The organism is Bacillus yunxiaonensis (assembly GCF_037104695.1).
Lineage (GTDB): Bacteria > Bacillota > Bacilli > Bacillales > Bacillaceae_G > Bacillus_A > Bacillus_A yunxiaonensis.
In genome coordinates, this window is the sequence record NZ_JBAWSV010000001.1 from 404,202 (window position 1) to 430,017 (window position 25,816).

The 25,816-nt window shown below is 35.6% G+C and carries 16 protein-coding genes, 2 pseudogenes and 1 other annotated feature; of the genes and pseudogenes, 16 read left to right on the forward strand and 2 right to left on the reverse strand.

The genetic code is table 11. From position 1 onward, the window contains the following. Window positions 1–89: 89 nt before the first annotated feature. Complete coding sequence (locus tag WAX78_RS02045; protein WP_336480635.1) at window positions 90–1,007, forward strand: DMT family transporter; 918 nt, start codon at window positions 90–92, stop codon at window positions 1,005–1,007. A 73-nt stretch (window positions 1,008–1,080) separates the two neighbouring features. On the opposite strand, the gene secY is transcribed toward WAX78_RS02045, so the two are convergent. Next, entirely contained in the window at window positions 1,081–2,385 is a 1,305-nt protein-coding gene (gene secY / locus WAX78_RS02050) for a preprotein translocase subunit SecY (protein ID WP_336480636.1), read from the reverse strand. A gap of 334 nt (window positions 2,386–2,719) precedes the next feature. Here secY and WAX78_RS02055 point away from each other — a divergent pair, with 334 nt between their 5' ends. The 4 genes from WAX78_RS02055 to WAX78_RS02070 all read left to right on the forward strand — a co-directional run bounded on the left by WAX78_RS02055 (window position 2,720) and on the right by WAX78_RS02070 (window position 8,451). Continuing rightward, a complete protein-coding gene (locus WAX78_RS02055; protein ID WP_336480637.1) occupies window positions 2,720–4,198 on the forward strand; it encodes an amidase family protein in 1,479 nt (492 codons plus the stop codon). A 71-nt stretch (window positions 4,199–4,269) separates the two neighbouring features. Further along, on the forward strand, window positions 4,270–5,487 hold the full coding sequence (locus WAX78_RS02060) for a MerR family transcriptional regulator (protein WP_336480638.1): 1,218 nt from the start codon (window positions 4,270–4,272) through the stop codon (window positions 5,485–5,487). Between the two features lie 119 nt (window positions 5,488–5,606). Beyond that, complete coding sequence (locus WAX78_RS02065) at window positions 5,607–6,902, forward strand: MFS transporter (RefSeq protein WP_336480639.1); 1,296 nt, start codon at window positions 5,607–5,609, stop codon at window positions 6,900–6,902. A 421-nt stretch (window positions 6,903–7,323) separates the two neighbouring features. Then, window positions 7,324–8,451, forward strand: coding sequence for an NAD(P)/FAD-dependent oxidoreductase (locus WAX78_RS02070; protein ID WP_336480640.1), 1,128 nt, complete (start codon window positions 7,324–7,326; stop codon window positions 8,449–8,451). 252 nt (window positions 8,452–8,703) lie between these two features. Here the strand turns inward: WAX78_RS02070 and proC are convergent, their stop codons facing one another. Further along, entirely contained in the window at window positions 8,704–9,522 is an 819-nt protein-coding gene (proC, locus tag WAX78_RS02075) for a pyrroline-5-carboxylate reductase (RefSeq protein ID WP_336480641.1), read from the reverse strand. Between the two features lie 356 nt (window positions 9,523–9,878). Then, window positions 9,879–10,089, forward strand: a binding site (T-box leader). A gap of 169 nt (window positions 10,090–10,258) precedes the next feature. Here proC and proB point away from each other — a divergent pair. The 11 genes and pseudogenes from proB (at window position 10,259) to WAX78_RS02125 (ending at window position 25,794) form a co-directional block, all read left to right on the forward strand. Beyond that, complete coding sequence (gene proB, locus WAX78_RS02080; RefSeq protein WP_336480642.1) at window positions 10,259–11,362, forward strand: glutamate 5-kinase; 1,104 nt, start codon at window positions 10,259–10,261, stop codon at window positions 11,360–11,362. A gap of 199 nt (window positions 11,363–11,561) precedes the next feature. Continuing rightward, a complete protein-coding gene (locus tag WAX78_RS02085; RefSeq protein WP_336480643.1) occupies window positions 11,562–12,809 on the forward strand; it encodes a glutamate-5-semialdehyde dehydrogenase in 1,248 nt (415 codons plus the stop codon). Between the two features lie 247 nt (window positions 12,810–13,056). Beyond that, window positions 13,057–13,324 (forward strand): annotated as a pseudogene (locus WAX78_RS25120) (branched-chain amino acid transport system II carrier protein). A gap of 55 nt (window positions 13,325–13,379) precedes the next feature. Further along, window positions 13,380–13,905, forward strand: a pseudogene (locus WAX78_RS25125) (branched-chain amino acid transport system II carrier protein). A gap of 395 nt (window positions 13,906–14,300) precedes the next feature. Then, complete coding sequence (locus WAX78_RS02095; RefSeq protein ID WP_336480644.1) at window positions 14,301–15,692, forward strand: amino acid permease; 1,392 nt, start codon at window positions 14,301–14,303, stop codon at window positions 15,690–15,692. Between the two features lie 706 nt (window positions 15,693–16,398). Next, window positions 16,399–17,550 carry an SLC13 family permease gene (locus WAX78_RS02100; protein ID WP_336480645.1) on the forward strand — a complete coding sequence of 384 codons (1,152 nt, stop codon included), beginning with the start codon at window positions 16,399–16,401 and terminating at the stop codon, window positions 17,548–17,550. A 1,135-nt stretch (window positions 17,551–18,685) separates the two neighbouring features. Then, complete coding sequence (locus tag WAX78_RS02105; protein ID WP_336480646.1) at window positions 18,686–20,116, forward strand: alanine/glycine:cation symporter family protein; 1,431 nt, start codon at window positions 18,686–18,688, stop codon at window positions 20,114–20,116. Window positions 20,117–20,636: 520 nt separating this feature from the next. After that, a complete protein-coding gene (locus WAX78_RS02110) occupies window positions 20,637–21,617 on the forward strand; it encodes a glutaminase (protein ID WP_336480647.1) in 981 nt (326 codons plus the stop codon). A 237-nt stretch (window positions 21,618–21,854) separates the two neighbouring features. After that, complete coding sequence (locus WAX78_RS02115) at window positions 21,855–23,171, forward strand: sensor histidine kinase (protein WP_336480648.1); 1,317 nt, start codon at window positions 21,855–21,857, stop codon at window positions 23,169–23,171. Window positions 23,172–23,175: 4 nt separating this feature from the next. Next, complete coding sequence (locus WAX78_RS02120) at window positions 23,176–24,120, forward strand: response regulator (RefSeq protein WP_336480649.1); 945 nt, start codon at window positions 23,176–23,178, stop codon at window positions 24,118–24,120. A 273-nt stretch (window positions 24,121–24,393) separates the two neighbouring features. Next, window positions 24,394–25,794, forward strand: a complete 1,401-nt coding sequence (locus WAX78_RS02125) for an amino acid permease (protein ID WP_336480650.1) — start codon at window positions 24,394–24,396, stop codon at window positions 25,792–25,794. Window positions 25,795–25,816 lie beyond the last annotated feature (22 nt).

The following is a 25,816-nucleotide window of genomic DNA, read 5'->3' on the forward strand; positions in this document are numbered from 1 at the left end:
GAAATTTCATACAACTGTTATATAGCTTGATGTACTGTTATACGCTGTTTCCTCTATACTCATTTCAACAATGAAAAGGAGGAAGCATTATGGTTATTTTTAATTATCTTCTTATTTGTATTATTTTTGGGACGACATTTTTAACGATTAAAATAGGAATTGCAGCAGGAGCGCCGCCGCTTTTTTCAGCAGGAATTCGTTTCTTTTTAGCAGGTATAATTGTTATCATGTTTTTTATTGTGAAACGGAAACAAGTTATACCATACCTTTTAACAAAAAGAATTATATTTGCTGGCTTTTGTCTTACATTTATGACCTTTGCAACTTTATATTGGGCAGAGCAGTATATCTCATCGGGATTAGCAGCTGTTCTTTCCGCTACAGGTCCAATGATGATTTTATTACTTCAAACGAAACGAACGAAAATGAAATTGAGAAGGGAACAACTTTTTGCCCTTATACTTGCTCTTATAGGAGTAGTGTGCATTTCTTTACCGGGTTTACAGCAGCAATTTTCTTATATGTGGAGTGTTGCATGCCTTGTTATATTAGTAGGAGAATTTTTTTACGGAATGGGTACGATCCATTCAAAGGAAGTTTTATCAAATTTACCAAATGTCTCGCCATTTTTGATTAATGGAATTCAAATGTTTTATGGAGGTTTATTACTAATTGTTTTTTCTCTCTTATTAGAGCACCCGAACCTATCTGTCTTAACTTCATGGAGCGTTCAATGGCCCATTCTGTATTTAATATTTATAGGTTCAATTGGTGGGCATGGCTTATACTATTGGCTATTATCCAAAACCAATCCTGTATTTCCATCTACTTGGCTTTATGTTTCACCATTAATTGCTGTTATAACAGGATATATATTTTTAGGTGAACCAATTAAACCAGAAATGGGAATTGGAGCTTGTTTCATTTTAATCGGTGTTTTTATGGCGAATCGATCCACACTTGAGGTGTATTGGAGACAAGGAAAGCTATTGAAAAAAGAGATGTAAGAGTTACTACAAAAGAAAAACCTCTCATAATATCAATTTTTTAATGATATATGAGAGGTTTATGTATGAAGTGTTAATTTATTTTCTTTATAAATCCTTTATAGTGGCGTTTTACAAGCTGGCTTTCTAACGTTTTCATTGTTTCTAGTGCTACACCGACAATAATGAGTAAACTTGTCCCGCCGATTTGCGCGGAAGCTGGTAAATCAGAAACTTTTGTAAATATAATTGGTAAAATAGAAATGGTTCCTAAAAAAATTGCCCCAATAAAAGTTAAACGATATAAGATTTTTGTTACGTATTTCTCTGTCATTTTCCCTGGTCGGATACCTGGAACATACCCGTTTTGCTTTTTCAAGTTTTCAGCCATTTGTTCAGGATTTACTTGAATAAAGGCATAAAAGTATGTAAATGCAATAATGAGGCCAACGTATAGAAACATTCCAATTGGATGTGTAAAATCCAAGTTTGTATTAATCCATTTGGACACTACAGAGTTTGGAAATAGCTGCGCAATTGTCCGCGGCGTCATTAAAAATGCTGAAGCAAAGATAACAGGAATAACACCTGCGCTATTTACCTTAAGAGGTAAGTGTGTATTTTTTGCTCCTTGATACGGATTGTTCCCAGTAGAAGCTTTTGCATATTGAATAGGAATTTTCCGATTGGCTTGCTGAATATAGATTACACCAACGATGATTGCTAAAATGACTAAAATAATTAATGCAATTTTTATAATATGCATAAAGAGTTGATCTCCAGCATTATGAATTTGTTGTAGGTATATTTGATTCATAATATTCGGAATTCCTGCCACAAGGCCTGCAAAAATAATAATTGAAATTCCGTTACCTACTCCATTTGCAGTAATTTGTTCACCTAACCACATTAAAAACGCAGTACCAGCAGTTAATACGGTAGCAATTAATAAATAAGTTTTCCAACCTGGATCAGTTATTAATCGTCCACCTGCCATATTGTTAAAGCCAATAGACATTCCTATTGACTGAATGAATGCAAGAACAATTGTAAAGTAGCGGGTAAATTGAGCTGATTTTTTACGGCCCATTTCACCTTGCTTTGCCCACTCTGCAAATTTAGGAACGACATCCATCTGTAATAACTGCACGATGATGGAAGCTGTAATATACGGTGTGATGCCAACTGCGAAAATAGAAAAGTTTTTTAAGGCACCTCCGCCAAATACATTGAGCATTCCTAAAATATTTGTTTGATCTTGTACTTTTAATACCTCAGCATTAGTATGAGGAACTGGAATGAATGTGCCAATCCGAAAAACAATTAACATTGCTAAAGTAAAAAGGATTTTCCTTCTGATCTCAGTCACTCTCATAAAGTTTGAAATTGTACGAAACATCATTTCGCCTCCTATATGTTTACCAGTCATGGAAAACAAAACTGGCTTTTATATCCTCACGTATAAACTGCAAACCTCCTTCCGAATAAAATTCATTATGACAAATGGATTTTCATACAGTTTATGGATATAAAATAAAGCGATAGTTGTATTTTCGTAACAACTCAATAATCATAATATAACTATAAAATGCGGATTTGTACATAGATAAGGCTAAAAAGCACGGGAAATACAAGGAGTATACTTTTTATAGCACCTTTATGGAAAAGAGGAAATTTCATATTTGATAACGAACATAAGTTATGTTTCACAATTCAACAAAGGGGTTTATTATATGGAATTTCATTTACATAATATAGATGTAGAAGAACTAACAATTACAATGATTCAAGAAGCAATGGAAAATGGTAAGTTCACATCAAGAGAGCTTGTTATGTATTATTTATACCGGATTGCCAAGTATGATAAAGCTGGACCTAATATAAACGCTATACTTGAAATGAATCCTGATGCAATTTTTCTTGCTGAATCATTAGATCATGAACGAAAGAAAAAGGGAAAACGAGGGCCTCTTCATGGGATTCCAGTTTTACTGAAAGACAATATAGAAACAGGAGATAAAATGCATACAAGTGCTGGTATGCTTGCTTTAGAAAATCATGTGAGTCAAAAAGATGCGTTTCTAGTTAAAAAGCTTCGGGACGCAGGAGCTATTATTCTCGGTAAAACAAATATGACAGAACTAGCAAATGGCATGTCGTTAAAAATGTGGGCCGGATATAGTGCAAGAGGGGGACAAACTTTGAATCCTTACGGTCCTGGAGAATTTTTTGTAGGCGGATCCAGCTCCGGTTCCGCTGCTGCAGTTGCTGCAAATTTTACAGTATTATCAGTTGGTACAGAGACAGATGCATCTATCCTAAGTCCAGCAATACAAAATTCTGTAGTTGGCATCAAACCGACTGTTGGACTTATTAGTAGAACCGGCATCATTCCATTTACGTATTCACAAGATACTGCCGGGCCTATCGCTCGAACTGTAGAAGATGCTGCTCTTTTATTAGGTATATTAAGTGGTAAAGACGAATTAGATCCAGCAACTTATCGCTGCGAAGGAAATGTTGTACAAGATTATACAATGTATTTAGATAAGAATGGATTAAAAGGCGCTCGCATCGGTGTGTTCCAGCAATTTTCCGAAGAGAATTTTCTACCGGGTGAATTTGATGAATCGTTATTTTATAAAGTCATTCAAGTCTTAAAGGAAGCGGGAGCTGAAGTAATAGAGAAAATTGAAATCCCTTCTTTTCATAGAAAATGGAGTTATGAAGTGCCAACTTATGAGATAAAGCATAGTTTAGGAAACTATCTGTATCAACTACCATCGCATGTTCTTATTCATAATGACCATGAGTTAATAGAATTTAATATGAAACATAGTGATAAGGCATTAAAATATGGACAGAATATGCTTGAATATAGGGCGTCTTTACCAAATACATTAAGTAACTCTGAATATTTAATGGCAAAATTAGAAGACCTTTATTATTCGCTGGATGAAGGGATAGATTTTGCAATTCAAAAATATAATCTAGATGCAATCTTATTTCCTTCATATATAGGATCGACTCTTTCTGCCAAAGCAGGTTATCCATTAATTGCTTTGCCAGCAGGATATATGGAAAACGGACGTCCATTTGGCATTACTTTTGCTGGAACGGCTTTTAGTGAGGGAGCTTTAATTAAGATTGGTTATGCTTTTGAACAAGCGACGAAATTTCGGAAACCTTCTAGTTTAATAGAAAAAGTATAGTAGATATAAAAGTGGTTTTGTGTAAGAAAAGAAGGACTCATGAATAAATAATATGTACGGGTAGTGATATAGTGAGAATTGGTAAATTTGGAGAAGTAAATCAATTGAGTATTGATACAATTAGGCATTATATGGATTTAGGGTTAATTGTACCTGAAAAGAAGGGAGGGCATTATTTTTTTGATGAGCGCTGTCAAAATGATTTAGAGATTATTTTAGAATTTAAAGGGATGGGCTTTAGTTTAAACGAGATTAAAAAATTTTTTCTGTATAAAAATTTTGGTGAATTTACGGATTATGAACATGATACGTACTATCAATCTTTATTTATGGATAAATACAAGCAGGTTGAGCAGGAAATAAATAATTTAGTAGAAATAAAGGACAATTTAAGGACGAAATTAGATGAGTTAACAGCAAAATCTAAAGGTTCATGCTCAATGATGGGGATTGATTTAAAAGTACTCGATATGCTGAAATGTTTAAAATGCAGTGAAAAACTTATTCTTCAAGATGGAATGATAAATAGAAATCAAATTATGGAGGGAAAGTTAATTTGCAATTGTGGTGAAGAATATCTTGTTGAATCAGGCATCTTAAAGGTTGGTAATTCATTTCAAGCGACTACTGGCTCTCATCATGAAGAATTTGTTCTTGAATATATTCATGTAACTGATCCAGCTTATTTGGAAAATATCCATAAAGTTGGAGAATGGTCAAAGAGGAAACTTAGTCAATTAGACTTAAACAATAAAGTATTACTTGAGTTAGGATCTGGAGTTGGTTTTTTTCTGCGAAATGTTTTTCGGGAATTACCGGAAAGTTGCTTGTATATTGCCATTGATCGCAACTTAGAGCGGCATCGATTTTTAAAAGGTGTATTAGAGAGAACTGGTTTCAAAAGAAACATTCTCTTTATTTGCGCTGACTTTTTAGATATACCTATACAGGAATACTCTGTCGATATCGTGATTGATCATTCAGGTACTAGTAATTATAGCTTTGAACATGAGGAGTTTTTGCTTCGTGAAGTGGTTTCCCTATTCAAATCTGATTGTTACTTGTTGGGATCATTTATTGCTTTTAAAAATTTTAGCACTAAAAGCAAAATCGAAGCTAGATTTAGAGACAACTTTATAGCTAGAAAAATTAAGGAAAACATCAACAGTTTAGAGTATATCCCTCTTGAGGAAAGGACTTCAAAATATATTGAGCGAGGTGGAAAGTACGAAAATTTCTTTGTACAGGGTGAAGAAATATATTCATATTCATTTTTTGGTAAAAGGTAGGGTTAACCCTATCTTTTTTTCATTTTCCATTAAAAATTTATGGATTGCACCTATTGTTGTCGGGTTTACCCCACAGCTTACACTTTGTTATATAAAAAGTTAAGCGAGGTGGAGTATTTATGGATGCATTACAAATGAGTATAAGTAATGAAAAGAGAAAAAAAGAAATAAAAAACCTATTCCTCTATTCTGCAGGAAAGACTGTATCAATATTTGGTACAGCTATTTATAATTTTGCGTTAGGATTATACGTTTTAAAGCTGACGGGTTCGGCCTTAAGCTTTGCAGTTACTCTCATATTAGGTGTTATTCCGATGATTATCATCAATCCGTTTGCTGGGGTGATAGTAGATAAGGTCAATAAAAAGACGTTAGTTATTTGTATGGATCTTCTTAGCGGAATCTTGTTAGTTTCGGTTTATATATTATGTATGAAATATGAATTGAATTTACTTATCATTTACGCTACTACGTTCCTGTTGACAGTGTTTGCTACTTTCTTTGGAATAGGTTTAGAAGCAGCGAAGCCAAACATTGTATCTGAAAAAATGTTGATGAATATCAACTCTATTAGTCGAATAATCGACTCAATCTCTTCGATTATGGGACCTATGCTAGGGGGAATTGTTTTTGCAATCTTTGATATGAGAACTTTTATTATCATAAATGGAATTTCTTTTATTCTTTCCGGATTATCAATGATGTTTATTCATTTTAAGCTTTTCAATCACGAAACAAATGAAAATCATTCAAATAGGAAAATTCATTTGATAAGAGATATGAAGGATGGGTTTAACTATTTATTTGAAAGAAAGAGTATTAAAAGCACATTTACGATCTTAATTTTAATTAATTTCTTTCTCGGTTTTGCTGTGACTGTTCCATTACCGTATATAATCAATACAGTTCTAAAACTAGGGTCAAAAGAGTTTGGTATGATCCAAGGGGCCTTCCCAGTGGGGATGATTATAGGAGCTTTATTGGTAAAGAAAATCACAGAAAGGATGTCCTATTCCACTCTTTTAAAATATTTAAGTTTTGCTTTATCGATTTTTATGGTTTTATTAGGGGTTCCAGTTATTCTGAAAAGCTTACAACTGAATTCCATCGTTTACGCCTGTTTTTTCATTGCCGTCATGTTCTTGTTTGGGGTAGTCATAGCGCTTATTGATATCCCTCTCGCTTATTTTATGCAAAAAGAGATTCCAGATGAATATAGAGGTAGAGTGCTAAGCATTGGCATTAGTATCGCGAAAATAATGCTTCCTATGGCGATGATTTCATCAGGAGCGCTATTAAATATTCTTCCTTCTTATGTCATGCCTATTGCAGGAGGAGTGTTATTCTTTCTATTTAATATGCGTTCTTCAAATAAGTTACACATTGAACAGACTTCAGAAAATATAAGCATTTAATTTGTTATAGCGCTGGTTTATTGTGCAACAGAAGCGGTGTTATCGATTGGAAAAACGTTTATTCAAGTCATTGAGGTGATGCCACCAGTTGTTGATACACCGCTGACTTTCGGGAATAGTTATGGGAGAATAATTTTTTAAGCACTTACCGATCAGATGATACAAGATTAAACAGGAGTTTCGAATAGGAAAAGTAAAACTGCTGTAGGGGATTTATCGTTTTATATTGTCATTCGTCTATCGAATTATGAGGAAAGAATAAAATGTAAAATCAATAAATGCCTGTATGAAAAAGTTGAAAAAAACTCCCCTTCAAGTATACTGAATAAAGAAATTTACCTTAAAGAAAAAGGTGTGTTTGATCATTTATAGATCAAATTTCTGGAACGTATAAAAGATTAAAAAGGAAAAGGTGTTATAAATGAAATCGTATATTGTAGTTGGGGCTGGGATTCTCGGAGCATCTACTGCCTATCATCTTGCAAAAGCAGGGGCTCGTGTTACATTGGTCGATCGCCAAGATTTAGGACAGGCGACTGATGCAGCGGCAGGAATTGTCTGTCCTTGGCTTTCACAGCGTCGGAATAAGGCTTGGTATCAAATCGCAAAAGGCGGGGCTCGTTACTATGATTCTTTAATTCAGCAATTAGAAGCAGATGGCGAAACGGATACAGGTTATAAACGTGTAGGTGCGATCAGTCTTCATACAGAAGAGAAAAAATTAGATCAAATGGAAGAGCGGGCATATAAACGACGTGAGGATGCTCCGGAAATCGGTGAAATTACGCGTCTATCAAGTTCTGAAACAAAGAGCTTATTTCCGCCGTTATCAGAAGAATATAGCGCTGTACATATTAGCGGTGCTGCTCGTGTAAACGGTAGAGCACTTCGTCAGTCTCTTGTAAATGCAGCTAAAAAACACGGTGCTGTATGTATCAAGGGAGATGCATCATTAGTTCATGAAGATCATCGAGTTATTGGCATTAAGGTAAATGGGGAGACTTTAACAGCTGATCAAGTGATCGTAACTGCTGGTGCTTGGGCAAATGAGTTATTGCAACCGCTTGGTGTTAATTTCTTAGTTACATTCCAAAAAGCGCAAATTGTTCATCTCCATATGCCAGAAATAAATACAGACAGTTGGCCGGTTGTTATGCCGCCAAATGACCAGTACATTCTTGCATTTGAAGATGGTCGTGTCGTAGTAGGTGCGACACATGAAAATGATACTGGATTTGATTATCGAGTAACAGCAGGTGGATTACATGAAGTATTCGATAAAGCGTTATCGATTGCTCCAGGTCTATCAAATAGCACGGTACTTGAAACGCGAGTCGGATATAGACCATTTACACCAGGATTCCTTCCTGTAATTGGTGCATTACCTAACTTCGAAGGCATACTAGTTGCCAACGGACTTGGTGCTTCCGGGCTAACAGCCGGTCCTTACTTAGGTTCTGAGCTTGCGAAACTTGCTCTTGGTGAACAGACAGAACTTGATCTTAGTTATTATGATGTAGCTGGGGCAATTGAGCAACCAAAGAATTAGAGAAATAGTATGTATTACATATAGGGGTAGCACTACATACCCATCAGCCTAAAAAATAAAATAATTCATAACAAAAAATTTCCTTCTCTACAACTATTTATAAGAAGTAAGATTCTTTTTTTGTTGTGAAGAGTAAAGGATTTCTTAGCTTGATGACCATGTTTCGGTACCCCTATAAGAAAATAGTAATTGTATTTTAACTTTAAGATAGCTTAAATTGATGGATGCGACGTTACCTCTAAACGTAATTTCTTACTTATTAGTTAAACTGGACATTTCAACAGATTTTTGAGTACACCGTTTCATAGCTGAAATGATAGCTGTTCTTAAGCCTTTTTCCTCTAATGTTGCTACAGCTTCTATTGTCGTTCCACCTGGAGAACAAACCATATCTTTAAGTGCGGCAGGATGTATTCCTGTTTCAAGTACCATTTTTGCAGAACCTAATACAGCTTGAGCTGCGAATTTATATGCTTGAGCTCTTGGCATACCATCTAGTACAGCAGCATCTGCCATGGCTTCTATAAACATATATACATATGCTGGAGAAGAACCACTTACAGATGTTACAACATCCATTAATTTTTCATTTACTATCTCTGTTTGGCCAAAACTATTAAATATATTTAGTATGTCTTCTAGATCTCTTTCTGTAACCATTTCATTAGCACATAACGCAGACATTCCTTCTCCAACAAGAGCAGGTGTATTAGGCATTACTCTAACAACCTTTAACTTTCTGCCGAAAGCATTCTCAGTACTCTTAATACTTTTTCCTGCAGCAATAGTTACGACTATTACATCGTTTTTTATCTGCTCTTTTATTTGGTTAATTACTGATGAGTATAGGTCTGGTTTGATTGATAAAATTAAAATATCAGCATTGTTAGCTACTTCATTGTTGTCAGTAGTTGTAGTTATGTCATATTTTTCACTAGCATTTTTTAAATTAATGACACTTACATCTGAACAAATTATTTTATCTGAAGAAACTATATTTTTATTAATCATTCCACCTATCATAGCGATACCCATGTTTCCACATCCGATGAATCCTATTTGTTTGTTCATAATAACTCGCTCTTGCTCCTTTTAGTATAAATTTTATTGGTTTGGAATTGCTATTCTAAAAAAATAAATCATATCCCGTACAGAAGAAATAGACATTATAAACTATATCGAGATTCGTATAAAAAAACATTTTAAGAGAGTACATTACTTTTTGCAATACAAAAAATATATAGAAATCATTTTTATTATGCGCTAAACGAGTACATTTTCTATAATTTAATATGTTTTGTTATATACCACTCAATAATATTTTAAATAATTTTGGATAATATAAGCGTATCACTATCTTTCCTTATTTTCTAAAATATCTCTTGACATAAAAATGCGTTATATCGCATACTAAATAAAAATTAAAGTGAAAATCGTTGAAGGGAACTAGTACATATGTTTTCTTGCGCCAGAGAGTGGAATCCGCAGGCTGAAAGATTCCTCGTATAGAAATTATCGAACCTATCCCTGAGTCTTAAACGAAAGTTTAGGCGTATGCCTGCGTTACAGGCGACAAGCGGATATAGGTTTATATCAATGAAGGTGGTACCGCGGAACAATGACCGTTTCGTCCTTTTTTAAGGGCGGAGCGGTCTTTTTTATTTGGCTCTTTATTGCGAGATAGGCATCATTGGTGAGGAGTTATTTGCTGCAAACTGCATGTGGTAGAAGAATAGTTTGTCTCCATTTGAAAAAAGAAGCAGCACAACATACAAAAAACTTTTATTTTAGACTAGGGGGTACAAAAGTGAAAAAACAACGTATTGTCGTAAAAATCGGAAGCAGTTCCTTGGCAGCAAATCATGGCGGCATCTCTGGCGAACAGCTTTCAGATCACGTTGCCGCCTTGGCGCGACTGAAACAGGAAGGACATGAAATCGTGCTGATTACATCTGGGGCTGTCGCCGCAGGTTTTTCCGCTCTAGGGTATCCCGGCCGACCTGTGACAATTAAAGGGAAGCAGGCTGCCGCCGCTGTCGGACAAAGTCTGTTGATGCAGGCGTATACGGAGGAATTCCGCAAATATGGGATTGTTACCGCGCAGCTTCTGCTGACAAGAAGCGATTTTTCTAGAAAAGAACAATACAGCAATGCCTACGCCACTTTATCGGAGCTACTAAACCGATCCGCTCTTCCTATAATCAATGAAAACGATTCTATTTCTTTGGAGGAGCTGACGTTTGGTGATAATGACATGCTGTCAGCTTTAGTAAGCGGGCTTGTCTCGGCGGATATGCTCATGATTTTTACGGATGTGAACGGTTTGTATGACCGGAATCCCCAGAAAAATCCGGACGCGAAAAAGTATTACTTTCTCCCTGCCGTTACGGAAGAAATCGCCTCTCTTGCTGGAGATGCTGGCTCCAAACTTGGTACTGGCGGCATGAAATCGAAAATCGATGCGGCAAAGACGGCACTATCTCTCGGTGTGAGTGTATTCATTGGAACAGGACGTGGAAGGGAGAAGTTTTTAGATGTTTTGAAGGGTAAAGGTGATGGAACGTATATCGGCAATACGCCTCAAAAAGCGATCAAGATGAACAAGCAATGGATCGCGCTGCATTCGCTTGTCAGCGGACAAGTCGAAGTGGATGCCGGAGCAGCCGCTGCCATCATTCAGCGTGGAAAAAGTCTTCTGCCTGCCGGGGTTACTGATGTGTTTGGGATCTTTCAAGCCGGCGAAGTCGTGGAGGTCATCACAGAGCAAGGACGCGTGATAGGGAAAGGACAGTGCAGATATAGTGCAGAAGAATTGCGGGAGTTAAAAGGTATGCAGAGCCACGACATTCAAGCGCGAGGCGAAAGGCATAGCTACGAGGTCATTCATAGGGATAATTGGGTTTCATTGTAAGAATAGAGAGATGGCTCGTTCAAGTGAAGAACACAGGGTCCTCCGTCCTAAAAAGCGCTGTTTGTCTTTTCTCGCTCTAAGCGTCTGATTGATTCAACTAACATCTATGCAGGAGAGCCTTGGATCGTAGTGCCTAGTTGGCGGAGTTGGACACGTCTCAAATTTTATACTTTTTAATCTTTAAAAGGAGGAAACGAAAATGAATGAAGTGTTGGCAAAGGGACAAAAAGCGAAAAAGATTGCGGGAGAGCTTGTGACCAAATCGACTAATGAAAAAAATAAGGCACTAGCGGCTGTCGCTGAGCAATTGATAGTAGAGACATCCTATATTTTGGAGGAGAACAAACGGGATATCGAACAAGGTAAAGCGAAAGGAATGTCTGCCTCTCTTCTCGACCGTCTCATGCTGAATGAACAGCGCATTATTGATATGGCAGAGGGTATCCGGCAGCTGATTGAATTGCGCGATCCTGTCGGAGAATGTGTAGCTGCATGGGAACGGCCGAATGGATTGTCTATTCGGGAGATGCGCGTGCCGCTCGGTGTTGTCGGGATGATTTACGAAGCGCGGCCGAACGTGACGGTAGATGCGGCCACAATTTGCTTGAAAACAGGCAACGCAGTGATCTTGCGTGGCAGTTCTTCCGCCGCTTATTCCAACAAAGCCATCGTCGCTGTCATTCATCGGGCGCTCAAACAAACGAGCTTGCCTCCAGAAAGTGTACAGCTCATTGAAGACAATTCACGAGACAGCGCAAAGCAGCTGTTTACATTGAATGAGTACTTGGATGTTCTTATTCCAAGAGGTGGCAAGCAGTTGATAGATACTGTAGTGAGGGAAGCGTCTGTTCCTGTATTGGAAACAGGTGCGGGAAATTGTCACATTTTCATTGATGAAACAGCAGATAAACAGATGGCATTCGATATTATCGTAAACGCCAAAACACAACGTCCGTCTGTATGCAATGCTATTGAAACAATTATACTTCATGAGAATTGGGCGCAGCGATTTGGTACCGAGCTATTTTCTTTCTTGAAGGAAAGAGGAGTGGAGCTGCGCGGGGATAAGAAAGCATTGGCAATTGATTCTACTCTTGTACCTGCTGCAGATGAAGACTGGGAAACAGAGTTTTTGTCTCTTACGCTGGCAGTCAGAATCGTTTCCTCTGTTGAAGAAGCGATTCGCCACATCAATGCTTATGGCTCTATGCATTCCGAAGCGATCATTACAGAGAACGAGGAAAACGTCAACAAGTTTTTCACGTCCGTCGATGCCGCGGCGCTCTATCATAATGCTTCGACCCGCTTTACTGACGGCTTTGAATTTGGTTTCGGCGCAGAAATCGGCATCAGCACGCAAAAGCTGCACGCGCGGGGACCGATGGGGCTATCTGCATTGACTTCCACAAAATATGTGATTCGTGGAAATGGGCAGATTCGGGGATAAGAAGTAGAAGGTCAGATGCAAAGCCCCTTTTGTTTTATTTTTGCTTTCAGTTTCTATTACTTTTTTAGTATTAAAGTGGTTTCTAGAAAACTTAAACTTAGCTTGATAGCGTCACATCGCCATCAAGCTAAGACTTGAAGCAGGAAATCTAATTTTTTCGCTTAAGTTTTGTCAATTAGCTTGAACGAATGTATGGATAGCCAATGCAGGTTTTTTAATTACTGGAGTTGGATTACCATTACTAGGTATCACAGCATTTGTTTTTTTGGGTGAAAATAATTTACAATCTTTAGCTAGACGTGTACATCCGTTGTTTGGTATTGTATTTATGACTATTCTCTATCTAGCAATTGGTCCTTTTTTCGCTATCCCTAGATCTGGTAATGTATCATTTGAAAGATGCAAGTCCTGTTGCATTAATCATATTTACAGTCTTATTTTTCATAGGTGCATGCTTGTTATCATTTAATCCTACAAAAATTATTGATTTAGTTGGATTTTTTTACTCCTATTAAATTGGCATTTATCGAATTGCTCGTAGTTGTGGCTTTTGTTTTTGGAATTATTATTGTGAATACAATTAAAGAAAAAGGAGTTATCACTAAAAAACAGCTTATGATTATTTGTGCAAAATCGACGGTTATTGTTGCCACAATCTTAGCTCTTATTTATACGGACCTTTCCTATATGGGCGCTTCTAGTGTTGAAAAACTAGTTCGTTTAGATAATGACGCTAAAGTTTTAGCAAAAGTTTCGGACTATTATTTTGGTTCTTAAGGTGCAATTTTATTAGGTTTAATGATTACAGCGGCATATTTGACTACAAGTGTAGGGCTTATCACTGCTTGTTCTTCTTTTTTTCATGAATTGTTTCCAGCCAGCTCTTATAAAAAATGCTTTCATTTTGTCTGTGTTTAGTACACTTGTAGCAAATATAGGACTAACACAACTAATTACAGTTTCAATCCCTGTATTAATGACCTTGTATCCAATTGCTATCTCTTTAATTTTCTTAACATTCTTACATCATGCATTTAATGGTAGGTCGGAAGTATATCAAGGTAGGTTGATGTTAATTTATTGTGAGTCTATTTGATGGTTTAAACGCTGCTGGAATACACATTGAAGTAATTCATAATTTTTTCACTTAGTTCCTACCTATGCATAAGGTAGGTTTAGGTTAGATACTTCCATTTATTATAGGGGGGTATCTGGTTACATTTTTAGTGGATTACGGAAGAGGAATATTCTTATTTATCGTGCAATTCGATAAATAAGTAATTTGTCGACTGAATAACGAAAGGAAGATGAAGAATCTTTCTAACTGTTAGGAATGTTTAACAAGAAGTGAAGAATGAGTTTAGGGGGAGTTTTAAAAAAGACTCAAAAAAGGGACGCTTGCTTCATCATTTCGATACAGAATAGAGGCTGTATTATTATAGTATCTTGATTAAAATTTCGGCTATTAATAGTGTAAGGGGAGGAAATAGAATGGCACACGAAGAACTGAAAAGAGGCTTGAAAGCGCGTCATATTCAGATGATTGCTTTGGGCGGTACAATTGGTGTTGGTTTATTTATGGGTTCAACGAGCACGATTCAATGGACAGGCCCGTCAGTAATGCTTGCTTATGCAATTTCAGGGATTTTTATATTCTTCATTATGCGTGCAATGGGAGAAATGTTGTACTTAGAGCCAAGTACAGGTTCATTTGCGACATTTGGCCATAAATATATACATCCATTAGCAGGGTATATGACTGCATGGAGTAACTGGTTCCAGTGGGTTATCGTTGGAATGTCAGAAATTATAGCAGTTGGGACATACATGCAGTACTGGTTTCCAGATCTACCTGCTTGGATACCAGGTATCATCGCAATGGTGATTCTTGGTGCAGCGAACTTAATTTCCGTTAAATCATTTGGTGAATTTGAATTTTGGTTTGCGATAATTAAAATCGTTACAATTATATTGATGATTATTGCAGGGATTGGTCTTATTTTCTTCGGATTTGGTAACGGAGGAGATGCAATTGGATTATCTAACCTTTGGAAAAATGGCGGCTTCTTTACAGGTGGATGGTCAGGGTTCTTCTTTGCTCTATCACTAGTTGTTGGAGCTTATCAAGGTGTTGAATTAATTGGGATTACAGCTGGCGAAGCAGAAGATCCCCAAAAAACGTTAACTGAAGCGATTCAAAGTATTATTTGGCGTATTTTAATCTTCTATATTGGTGCGATTTTTGTTATTGTAACTGTTTACCCGTGGGATCAACTAAATTCAATTGGCAGCCCGTTTGTTGTAACTTTTGCGAAAATTGGGATTACATCAGCAGCTGGACTTATTAACTTTGTCGTAATCACGGCTGCAATGTCTGGCTGTAACAGTGGTATTTACAGTGCAGGACGTATGCTTTATACATTAGGAATGAATGGACAAGCACCAAGATACTTTACAAAAATCTCCCATAACGGTGTGCCTTTATTCGGTACGATTGGTGTGCTAATTGGTTTAGCAATTGGCGTTATTTTAAATTATATTGCACCAGGAAAATTATTCGTGTATGTATACAGTGCAAGTGTTCTTCCTGGTATGATTCCATGGTTTGTCATTCTAATTAGCCAAATTCGATTCAGAAAAGTAAAGGGAGCTGAAATGGACAATCATCCATTCAAAATGCCTTTTGCGCCTGTTACAAACTATTTAACGATTGCCTATTTAATTTTGGTATTAATCGGTATGTGGTTTAATAAAGACACACGTATCTCACTTATTGTAGGAGTTATTTTCCTGGCTATCGTTGTCATTAGTTTTTATGCTTTTGGAATAGGAAAACGTGTTCCAGTAGATGCTCAAACAGATGATGAAGTGATTAACCGATAATTCACTTTGTTTGATTAACGTTAAAGTAAGTAATAGCGAGTAAAAAAATTGGTTCTGATGCAAAGATAGAATAAAAGAGAATAAAGCGTATATATTCCTAGCGGACTTGTAGCTTATGCTGCAAGTCCAAACAATTAAAACTTCATGTACACAGTAACTGAAATCAAGGTTTGATAACCTGCTTTTACGGAATTTTCGAAAAGCAACATATTTAGTTTATATGTGATATTATACTTAGGATAACAAACCTACATTAGTTTTTCTCAACTAAACCCTTAATAGGGTCCCGCCAACATTACGCGGATTCACAACGTTAAGGGCTCTAAGAAGAAAAAATTCCTCAATTCAGCCACGCTAAAAAACTGTTTCTATATGTCATAAAGTTTTTTGCAGGGATGACATATTGCAAAATTCTCATTCAGGACCTTGTGACATACCCTTTTCTAGACATATCGGGCCTGTTATAAGGCATGCTTTTTGATAGTAGCCACACATGAAAAATACCTTATTTTATTGTTGTTATTTAAAAACGTTAGTCATATTATTCCATTTAAGGGTCAGATTATGGAACAACTAATGGACAAGAAAAGCTATTAAATTTATTGTAATCCATGGCCTTTGTTGGATATATATTAGAGAATGCCTATTTTAGGTAAGAATTGCTCTTCTGTTTCTTTCTACTAACATAGTTTACAGGTGGTGTATTGTGAAAGAATTAATATTCGTCCAAAATAAAAAAAGAATCCTTATGAAATTTGTATTTTTAAAAAAGGATATAGTGCTTACCATTTCACTGATGCTGGCAATTGTAAGTTGTTTAATATATCCGCCAAGGATCGAATATATTAACTTTGAAGTGCTGGTTAGTTTATTTAATCTAATGGTGGCCATAAAGGCCTTTGAAGAGCTAAGGTTATTAGACAAACTTGCCGTTGCTATATTGAATAAATGCAATAACAGCAGATCAATATCAGTTATTCTGATTTTGTTATGCTTTATTTGCTCCATGTTTGTAACGAATGATGTCGCTTTGCTCACTTTTGTACCAATAACACTTGTCATTAGTAAAAGGACACAAATGAATATGATGGATACGATTATCCTGCAGACAATTGCGGCAAATATCGGAAGCAGCTTGACGCCTATGGGGAATCCGCAAAATTTGTACATCTATTCTTACTATGGAATTAAGCTCATCCCATTTTTTGGTTCAATCCTGTTATTTGCTGTGCTTGGCATCAGTTCGTTGTTTATGTTTACTCAAAAGCTTCATAAAACAGAAGTAAAAATAGAATTCCCTGTTATCACGATAGAGGATCGAAAAAAAGCTACAGTCTGGAGCCTGATACTTGTCATTATTATCGCGTCTATTTTTGGAGTCATCAATTATTACATTGCGCTAATAATCACATTGATAACAGTATTTATTTTGAATAGAAAATTACTATTTAAGATTGATTATTTTCTTCTGATAACCTTTGTCTGTTTTTTTATTTTTATTGGAAATATATCTAACTCAAATGCCATGGACACATTTGCTCGCGCCAATTTAAGCGGAGGAACATCGATCTTTTTTAGTTCCATATTTTTGAGTCAATTGATTAGCAATGTGCCTACTTCGATTCTTCTGTCAAACTTTACTTCTGATTGGAAACCCTTATTATTAGGGGTAAATATCGGAGGACTTGGAACAATTATCGCATCTTTAGCCAGTGTAATCTCCTATAAACTATTCATTCAGGCTAACCGTAAAGAGAGCAAAAAGTATTTAATCAAATTCAGTGTTTACAACTTTTCATTATTAGTCATACTTGCATGTATACAATACTTCATCTTTAAATTTCTAAAAATCTTTTAAAAAAATGATTACCGATGGGAATGTAAAAAACCTATAGTGTTCTTATTCCTTTTCATATTGGTACGCTTAATGATTGCGGTGATCATTCCTTTTTTTGGAGCCACTCACAAAAGTGGCCTTTTTTATGCAATTTTACTATAGAGAACTAGATTTCGGTGTAGTTTTTGTTTAAGATCCGTTATTTCGTACGCTAGAAAGCCGATGATTCCTACACTAAGGAACCGTCGGCTTATTATATTTTTTTGCTATATAGTTGTTTAAAATGATACAAACACGCTGAATTCTTTGTGGGATATGTCGGAAAAATACGGGTCTTCAACGTTAAACTAATTTCAGTTTAAAATAGTTAATTTCCTTAGTTATTATTCGATCCTTCTACTAACTTACTCAAATAAGGAAACCTTTAGCTAAACAAGATTTATTTTTCCATACTAATTATGTACTCTTTTCAGGATAATAGTTTCAGTATATTAAAGGTTTAGAGATTGATTGCGATTTTTTGAAGTTTTTGCACCAAAATCACTTTTCTGATAGTTAAAAAATCTTTTTTGTAAAACCATGTACTTTTTGGTTAGATTCTGTAGTGTTGATTATAAATTAATGAAAGTTCTGGTGCGAAAATTTGAAGAAAAGTGAAGGGAGTAAATCTATTTATATCATGTATTGATTTAGAAGGGGAATACCAGAGCAGTTAAGTGCTTTTCTAAGAAGCTTTAATTAGAAAATAAAGAGACATTACTCTAGAACAAATATGAAAGCGCTTGAATTTACTTTAGTTTTCAGAAAATTCATTTAATCCCCTTTGCAAATAATAAATAGAGACAAAAAGGATCTATATAATTCAAATTTATAAATCCGGCATACAGAACAAGCATGATGGTGCAGCAACATTTCTGGATAAAAACTATTTTCTGCAGGAGGAGCTAGAGCATCCACATGTAGAAGTATCAGGCCTTTTAAGATGTCAGCTGTACGGTTACATGTTACGGATATTCGTATAATCGAGGAAATACCATTTTCATAGAAAATTTTTACCTGTGTTACATGTGTATATGAGACGAGTTTAGTTGTGTCGGAAAAATAAGATTATTTTATATGGATTAGGGGTTACTAAATTTTGATATGAGGTGATGATATGGGACAATTTTTGTCGGATCTATTGGCATCAACAAATGATTTTATGTGGTCTAAATTGTTAATTATTATGCTTGTTGCTTGCGGAGTTTATTTCACATTTAAATCGAAATTTGTACAGTTTCGAATGTTAAAGGAAATGGTCCGTGTGTTAATGGAAGGGAAAGCTGGTTCTAAAGATGAAATTTCACCATTTCAAGCGTTCTGTGTTGGTATGGCCGCTCGCGTTGGAACGGGAAATATCACAGGAATTGCGATTGCGATTGCATTAGGCGGTCCTGGAGCAGTATTCTGGATGTGGATTATTTCTATTATTAGCTCAGCATCCAGCTTTGTTGAAAGTACGTTAGCTCAAATATATAAAGTGAAAGATAAAAATAGTTTCCGCGGTGGTCCATCCTATTATATGGAAAAAGGATTAAACAAACGTTGGATGGGAGTATTATTCTCCATTTTAATTACGATTACTTTCGGTCTTGTATTCAATTCTGTCCAATCAAATACCGTTACACTTGCTTTTCAGAACTCATTTGGTACAGATCGTTTAACTTTAGGGATTATCATGGCAATTGCTTTCGCTGTGATTATCTTTGGCGGTGTGCAGCGTATTGCAAAAATGGCTGAATACAAGGTAATGTTCCTAGCGGTGTTATACATTGGTGTTGCATTATTTGTTGTAATTACGAATATAACAAAAATGCCGGAGGTTCTTTCTCTTATTGTTCAAAACGCATTTGGCTTTAAACAAATAGCGGGCGGTTCAATCGGCGCAGCGCTTATGAATGGAGTTAAACGTGGTTTATTCTCAAATGAAGCTGGTATGGGAAGTGCGCCAAACGTTGCCGCAACGGCAACAACAAGCCATCCGGTGAAACAAGGACTTATTCAAGCATTTGGCGTATTAACGGATACACTGATTATCTGTACAAGCACAGCATTTATTATTTTACTTTCTGATGCATACAAACAACCAGGGCTAACTGGTATTGCACTTACACAGGCAGCATTAAGTGAACATATCGGCTCTTGGGCATCAGGCTGTCTTGCTATCTTTGTTTTCCTATTTGGATTTGGTGCTTTAATTGGTAACTATTATTACGGAGAAACAAATATTCGATTCTTAAACAATAGTAAAGTATGGTTGATGGTATATCGAATAAGCGTGTTAGCCATGATTGTATTCGGTTCTGTAGCAAAGGTCCAATTTGTATGGGATTTAGCAGATTTATTTATGGGCTTTATGGTTATCATAAATTTAATTGCTATTTCATTCCTATCAAAAACAGCCTTTGCTGCGTTACATGATTACATGAAACAGAAAAAAGCGGGTAAAGATCCTATTTTTTATAAAGACAGCATTAAAGGGCTTGAAAACGTTGAATGTTGGGAGCATTATCAGGATGCTTCAACTTCTGAAAAGAAAAGTATGTAATAAAAAAGATATTCGGACTGTAATATGTCTGAATATCTTTCTTGGTTCTAGTGCAAATAAAACTGATTACAATAAAAAACAGTGTTGTAACTCAAGAGTTTTGAAACAGATTCTTTAACAACTAACGGATGCAGAATAGTAAAAGGTGTTCATATATTGCAACTATATTAAGATCATAAATAGAGGATCCTGAAAAGCAGAGAAAGTAATGGCCGATTCCTTTAAAATGATTTTTTAAACATCACAGTTCTATTAAGTAAAAGTATGTTTAAGTATGTTTAGCTGCTTATATCGGTAGAAAAAGAAAAAACAGCTGTTTTTGATTTAGCCGCATTGCATTACCCTTAAGAGCAATATAGCTTATAATTGGTTAGGTTATATAAAATTTGAATGTGCTATTACCTATCAATCTATATAGAAAGGTGACCGTCTTGACAGTGTTTTTTCGCACTTTTTGTCTATTCTCCATAAAGAAAAATGTATACTGTATAAAATTAATAGGACGGGGGAATAAGGTTAAATGATAAAGGAGTATAGCGTTCAAGTTGAGAGTCAAAGGAGGGCTTGCTTAGATCAATGGGTAGCACATTATCGATCCTATGCTGCTAAAGGACAAAACGTCAGTTATATTCCTGCTTTAGGAAAGATAAATTTATCGCAATTAGGTATTTGTATAATAGAGCCAGATGGAACAATGATAAAGTCAGGCGATTGGAAGGTACCTTTTACCTTACAAAGCATATCAAAAGTAATTGGCTTTATAGCTGCTTGTTTAAGTCGAGGTATTTCTTATGTGTTAGAGCGTGTTGATGTAGAGCCAACTGGAGATGCTTTTAACTCGATAATTCGTTTAGAGATGCATAAACCCGGAAAGCCGTTTAACCCTATGATTAATGCCGGAGCGATTACGGTAGCTTCGCTTCTGCCAGGAACGTCGGCACAAGAAAAATTAGAACATGTTTATGCATTAATCGAAAAAATGATAGGGAAGCGTCCAGCCATTAATGAAAAAGTGTTTGAATCTGAATGGCAAACAGCACATCGAAATAGAGCTTTGGCACATTATTTAAAGGAGAATGGTTTTTTAGAATCGGATGTGGAGGAAGCACTAGAGGTTTACTTGAAACAATGTTCGATAGAAATAAATACAGAGGACATAGCCTTAATAGGACTTATACTTGCACATGATGGATATCATCCTATTCGTAAAGAACAAGTCTTGCCTAAAGAGGTAGCTAAATTAACAAAAGCTTTAATGCTCACTTGTGGAATGTACAATGCATCTGGCAAATTTGCTGCTTTCATCGGATTGCCAGCTAAAAGTGGGGTGTCTGGAGGGATAATGACACTCGTCCCGTCAAGGCTAAAGAGCGAACTACCGTTTTCAGATGGATGTGGTATTGGTATTTATGGACCAGCAATTGATGAATATGGGAATAGTTTACCAGGAGTTATGTTATTGAAACGTATTGCACAAGAATGGGATTTAAGTATTTTCTAAAAAACATCATGTATGTTTTGGTGTCAGAACGAACACAAAAATGTTCAGACTGTATAATGTGTCTGAACATTTTTGTGTTACATAGCATCTTACTGTTTTAAAGTTGAATAATATCAAGAATACTCACAATGTTCAATTCTTTTGTTTGTATCTGATATGTAGTATTTATAAAAAATAGCGTAAGTGTTGTATTAATCTCAACGGGTTTGTATACTGATTGTTAGTCAAAATTGGGAAGTGATTATCTTGAATCTCAGTAATTTAGTAAAAAAAGACATCTATATTTTGGTTCTGATGATATTTACAGTACCCTTAGCAGGTGAAATAAAGTTTTTCCCCTTTAATGAGACGTTTCGAATGAGCTTTGGTGCACCAACATTTTTCTTTTTTTTGTTATTATTTCGGCGAATGCCAGCATTTTTCCCGGGTTTTTTAACAGGAATAGCAGTTGTAGAATTTCGTATCCTGATAGACCTCATCACACAGAAGAATATGGATTGGATATCTTCTTTTCATATCCAATATCCTAGTTTTTTCTTTTATTTTACTTATTCTTGTCTCTTTTATTTAGCAAAAATCAAACGTTTTCATCACCAACCATTGATGGTTGGGCTTATTGGCTTCATCATCGAAATATTATCGGACTGTGTGGAATTAATGATTCAATATTTCGTATTAAAAACAACTATTACACCAGAAGCACTATATGAAATAATCGTTGTCGCATTTTCCCACAGTTTTATAGTTATAAGCTTTTTCAATATGATGAAACTGTATGAAGCACAGTCGAGGGAGAGGCAAATTAAAAAACAAAATGAACACATGCTCATCCTCATTTCCAATTTATATGAAGATGCTGTTCATTTAAAAAAAACGTTGCAAGATGCTGAAAATATAACAAAAAAATCTTATGATTTATATAAAAGTTTAGACTCTTTAGAGAATGGCCAGATGAAATTTCAGGTTGAGGATTTACGGCAGCATGCATTGAAAATCGCTGGTGAAGTCCATGAAATAAAAAAGGATAACCAACGTATTTTTGCTGGACTTTCAAAGCTGATTTCTGATGAAAGTTTTACTGATTATATGTCCATATATGAATTGATAAACATCATCGTACGAGCAAACGAGAAATATGCTCGTTTACTAGAGAAAGACATCCAATTTGTGTACAAGATTGATGGTGCGCATCCTCATTATCATATTTACACAATTTTATCAATTATAAACAATGTCGTTGCAAATGCTGTAGAAGCTATCCAAGATATAGGAACCATCACAATTGACATTAATAAAGAGCATGATTTGGTTGAATTTCGAATAGGAGATAACGGTCCTGGTATTTCCTCAAAGTATAAAGAGTCAATTTTTGAACCTGGGTTTACTTCTAAATATGATGCTGCTGGTAACGCATCGACAGGTATCGGACTATCGTATGTAAAAGAAATGGTCGAACAACTTGAAGGTGATGTTACGCTTGAGGACAGACCCGAAGGAGAAGGCTCGATTTTTATAATTAGATTAGGGATCGATCACATAATTGGGAAAGGGTGATTCTATGAATTTTTATATAGTAGATGATGAGAAAGCGGTTCGTTTAATGTTGGCCCAAATTATCGAGGATGAAGATCTTGGAGAGGTTGCAGGAGAAGCTGAGAATGGCTCATTGGTAGATCAACAAATGCTAATCTTGAAAAATATAGACATTTTATTTATCGATTTGTTAATGCCGATTCAAGATGGAATAAAAACGATTCGTCAAATAAAACCGTCATTCAAAGGAAAAATCATCATGGTTTCTCAAGTAGAATCAAAAGAATTGATTGCTGAAGCGTATTCACTTGGTGTTGAATACTTTATTATCAAACCGATTAACCGGGTTGAAGTATTAACAGTCGTTCAGAAAGTAATTGAACGAATCCAATTGGAAAAATCGATAAAAAACATTCAAGAATCACTCAATACTGTGCTTAAATTGGATAACTATCAAAGTCCACAGGAAAAATACCGTAACGAAAAACATATAAGTACTTCCAGCCATTTTCGAAATTCCGTTCATTTTCTTCTATCTGAATTAGGGATAGACACTGAAAGCGGAAGTAAAGATCTAATGGACATGTTGGATTATTTATATAAATATGAACAAGATATAACGTTTGAACAAGGGTTTCCCTCTCTAAAAGTGATTTTTGTCAATTTAGCTCAAAAAAGACTTGGAGAATCAATCGAAGAGGCCGAATTAAAAAGATCCATTGAAGCCTCCAAACAACGGATTCGGAGGGCGATTTACCAATCATTAAACCATTTAGCATCCCTTGGACTTACTGATTTTTTAAACCCTAAGTTCGAAAATTACGCTTCTAGGTTTTTTGATTTTACAACCGTAAGGAGAAAAATGACAGAATTGAATAATGAGCCAACATCCCCTCCCCGTATTGATGTGAAAAGATTTATTCAGGTTCTTTATTTTGAAGCGAAGCGGATACACTTGGAATTGCAATGACGAACTCGTACTTATTCTTAATCTCAAATGATGGATTTATAGCTGTTTAGATTATTTATTCAATTTTTAATAAAATCTAAGAAAGTATACCTTTTTGTGCACTTTTACTTAATATGTACTTAAAGATGAAAAGATCCAATGGCACGTATATAAAGGTGTACTAACTAAAGTAATAGAATATGTGTTTTTTAACGTAAACATGTACTGATAAAGCAATTGAATAAAAATAAATAATTATTTTTGTATTTTTTATGTGATCTCAGGAGGAAAAAAATGAATGCTTTTATTAGAAAAAAGTCCATTGATCATTTGCAAAAGGAAGGCTTTAGAAATACTGGACTAAATCGTGTGTTAGGATTATGGCAATTGACTGCAATTGGATTAGGCGGAATTATTGGGGTTGGAATTTTTGTATTAACAGGAGTGGCTGCGTCTAAGCATGCTGGTCCTGCAGTTATTTTATCTTTTATTATTGCCGGATTAGCTAGTGCAGCAGCTGCATTATGTTATGCGGAATTTGCTGGACTTATCCCCGTCTCTGGGAGTGCGTATACTTATAGTTATGCTGTATTGGGGGAAGGGGTAGCTTGGTTAATTGGATGGGATCTTTTACTTGAGTATATTTTAGTAGTTGGAGTAGTTGCTATTGGATGGTCTGGTTATATGCAAGAACTACTTCAACAAATCGGAATTCATATTCCTGTTTGGGCACAAGGGGCTCCAGGTACAGGTACGGGTCATAGAATAGATTTAATTGCAATGATAGTAAGTCTTGCTATTGCCGGTTTGTTGACTTTAGGCATGGAATGGGGATCTAAATTTAATACCCTTATGGTTATTATTAAATTAAGTATTATTTTAGTAGTAATTGCTGTTGGAAGCTTCTATATTGATTCAGCTAATTGGCATCCTTTTATGCCGTTTGGTTTTAGTGGAGTAATGAGTGGTGCGGCTCTTGTGTTTTTTGCTGTATTTGGTTACGATACATTAACTACAGCGGCAGAAGAAGCGAAAAATCCACAACGTGATTTACCAAAAGCTGTAGTTATATCGTTAATTATTGCATTATGTCTGTATATTGGAATGTCTTTAGTGATTACAGGGATGGCACCATATCATACATTGAATAATGCTGCACCAGTAGCTAAGATTTTTAGTGATGCAGGATTAAAATGGATTACTTTATTTATTTCTGCCGCAGCTATTACAGGCATACTTTCTGTTTTATTTTCGTTCACACTTGCAGGTTCACGAATTTGGTTTGCAATGAGTCGAGATGGATTATTACCAAAATGGTTTACAAAAGTGCATCCTAAATACAAAACACCTCATCGTCCGACTGTGATAATTGGGGTTATTACAGCGATTATATCGGGCTTTACTCCTATAAGTGAAGTGGCTGAATTGGTTAATATTGGTACGTTATCGGCGTTTGTTCTAATTTGTTCATCTATCATTGTGTTAAGAAAAAAACGACCAGACTTAGAAAGGAAGTTTAAGACGCCTTTAGTCCCTTACATTCCATTAATTGGAATTTGCTTTTCGTTGTATCTTATTGTTAGTCTTCCTAAAATTACTTGGATTCGTTTTGTAGTTTGGATGTTGATCGGACTAGTTGTTTATATTTCGTACGGGAAAAATAAAAGTAATTTAGCTAAAAATATAACTAAATAGTTAGTTATATTAAAGTAAAAAA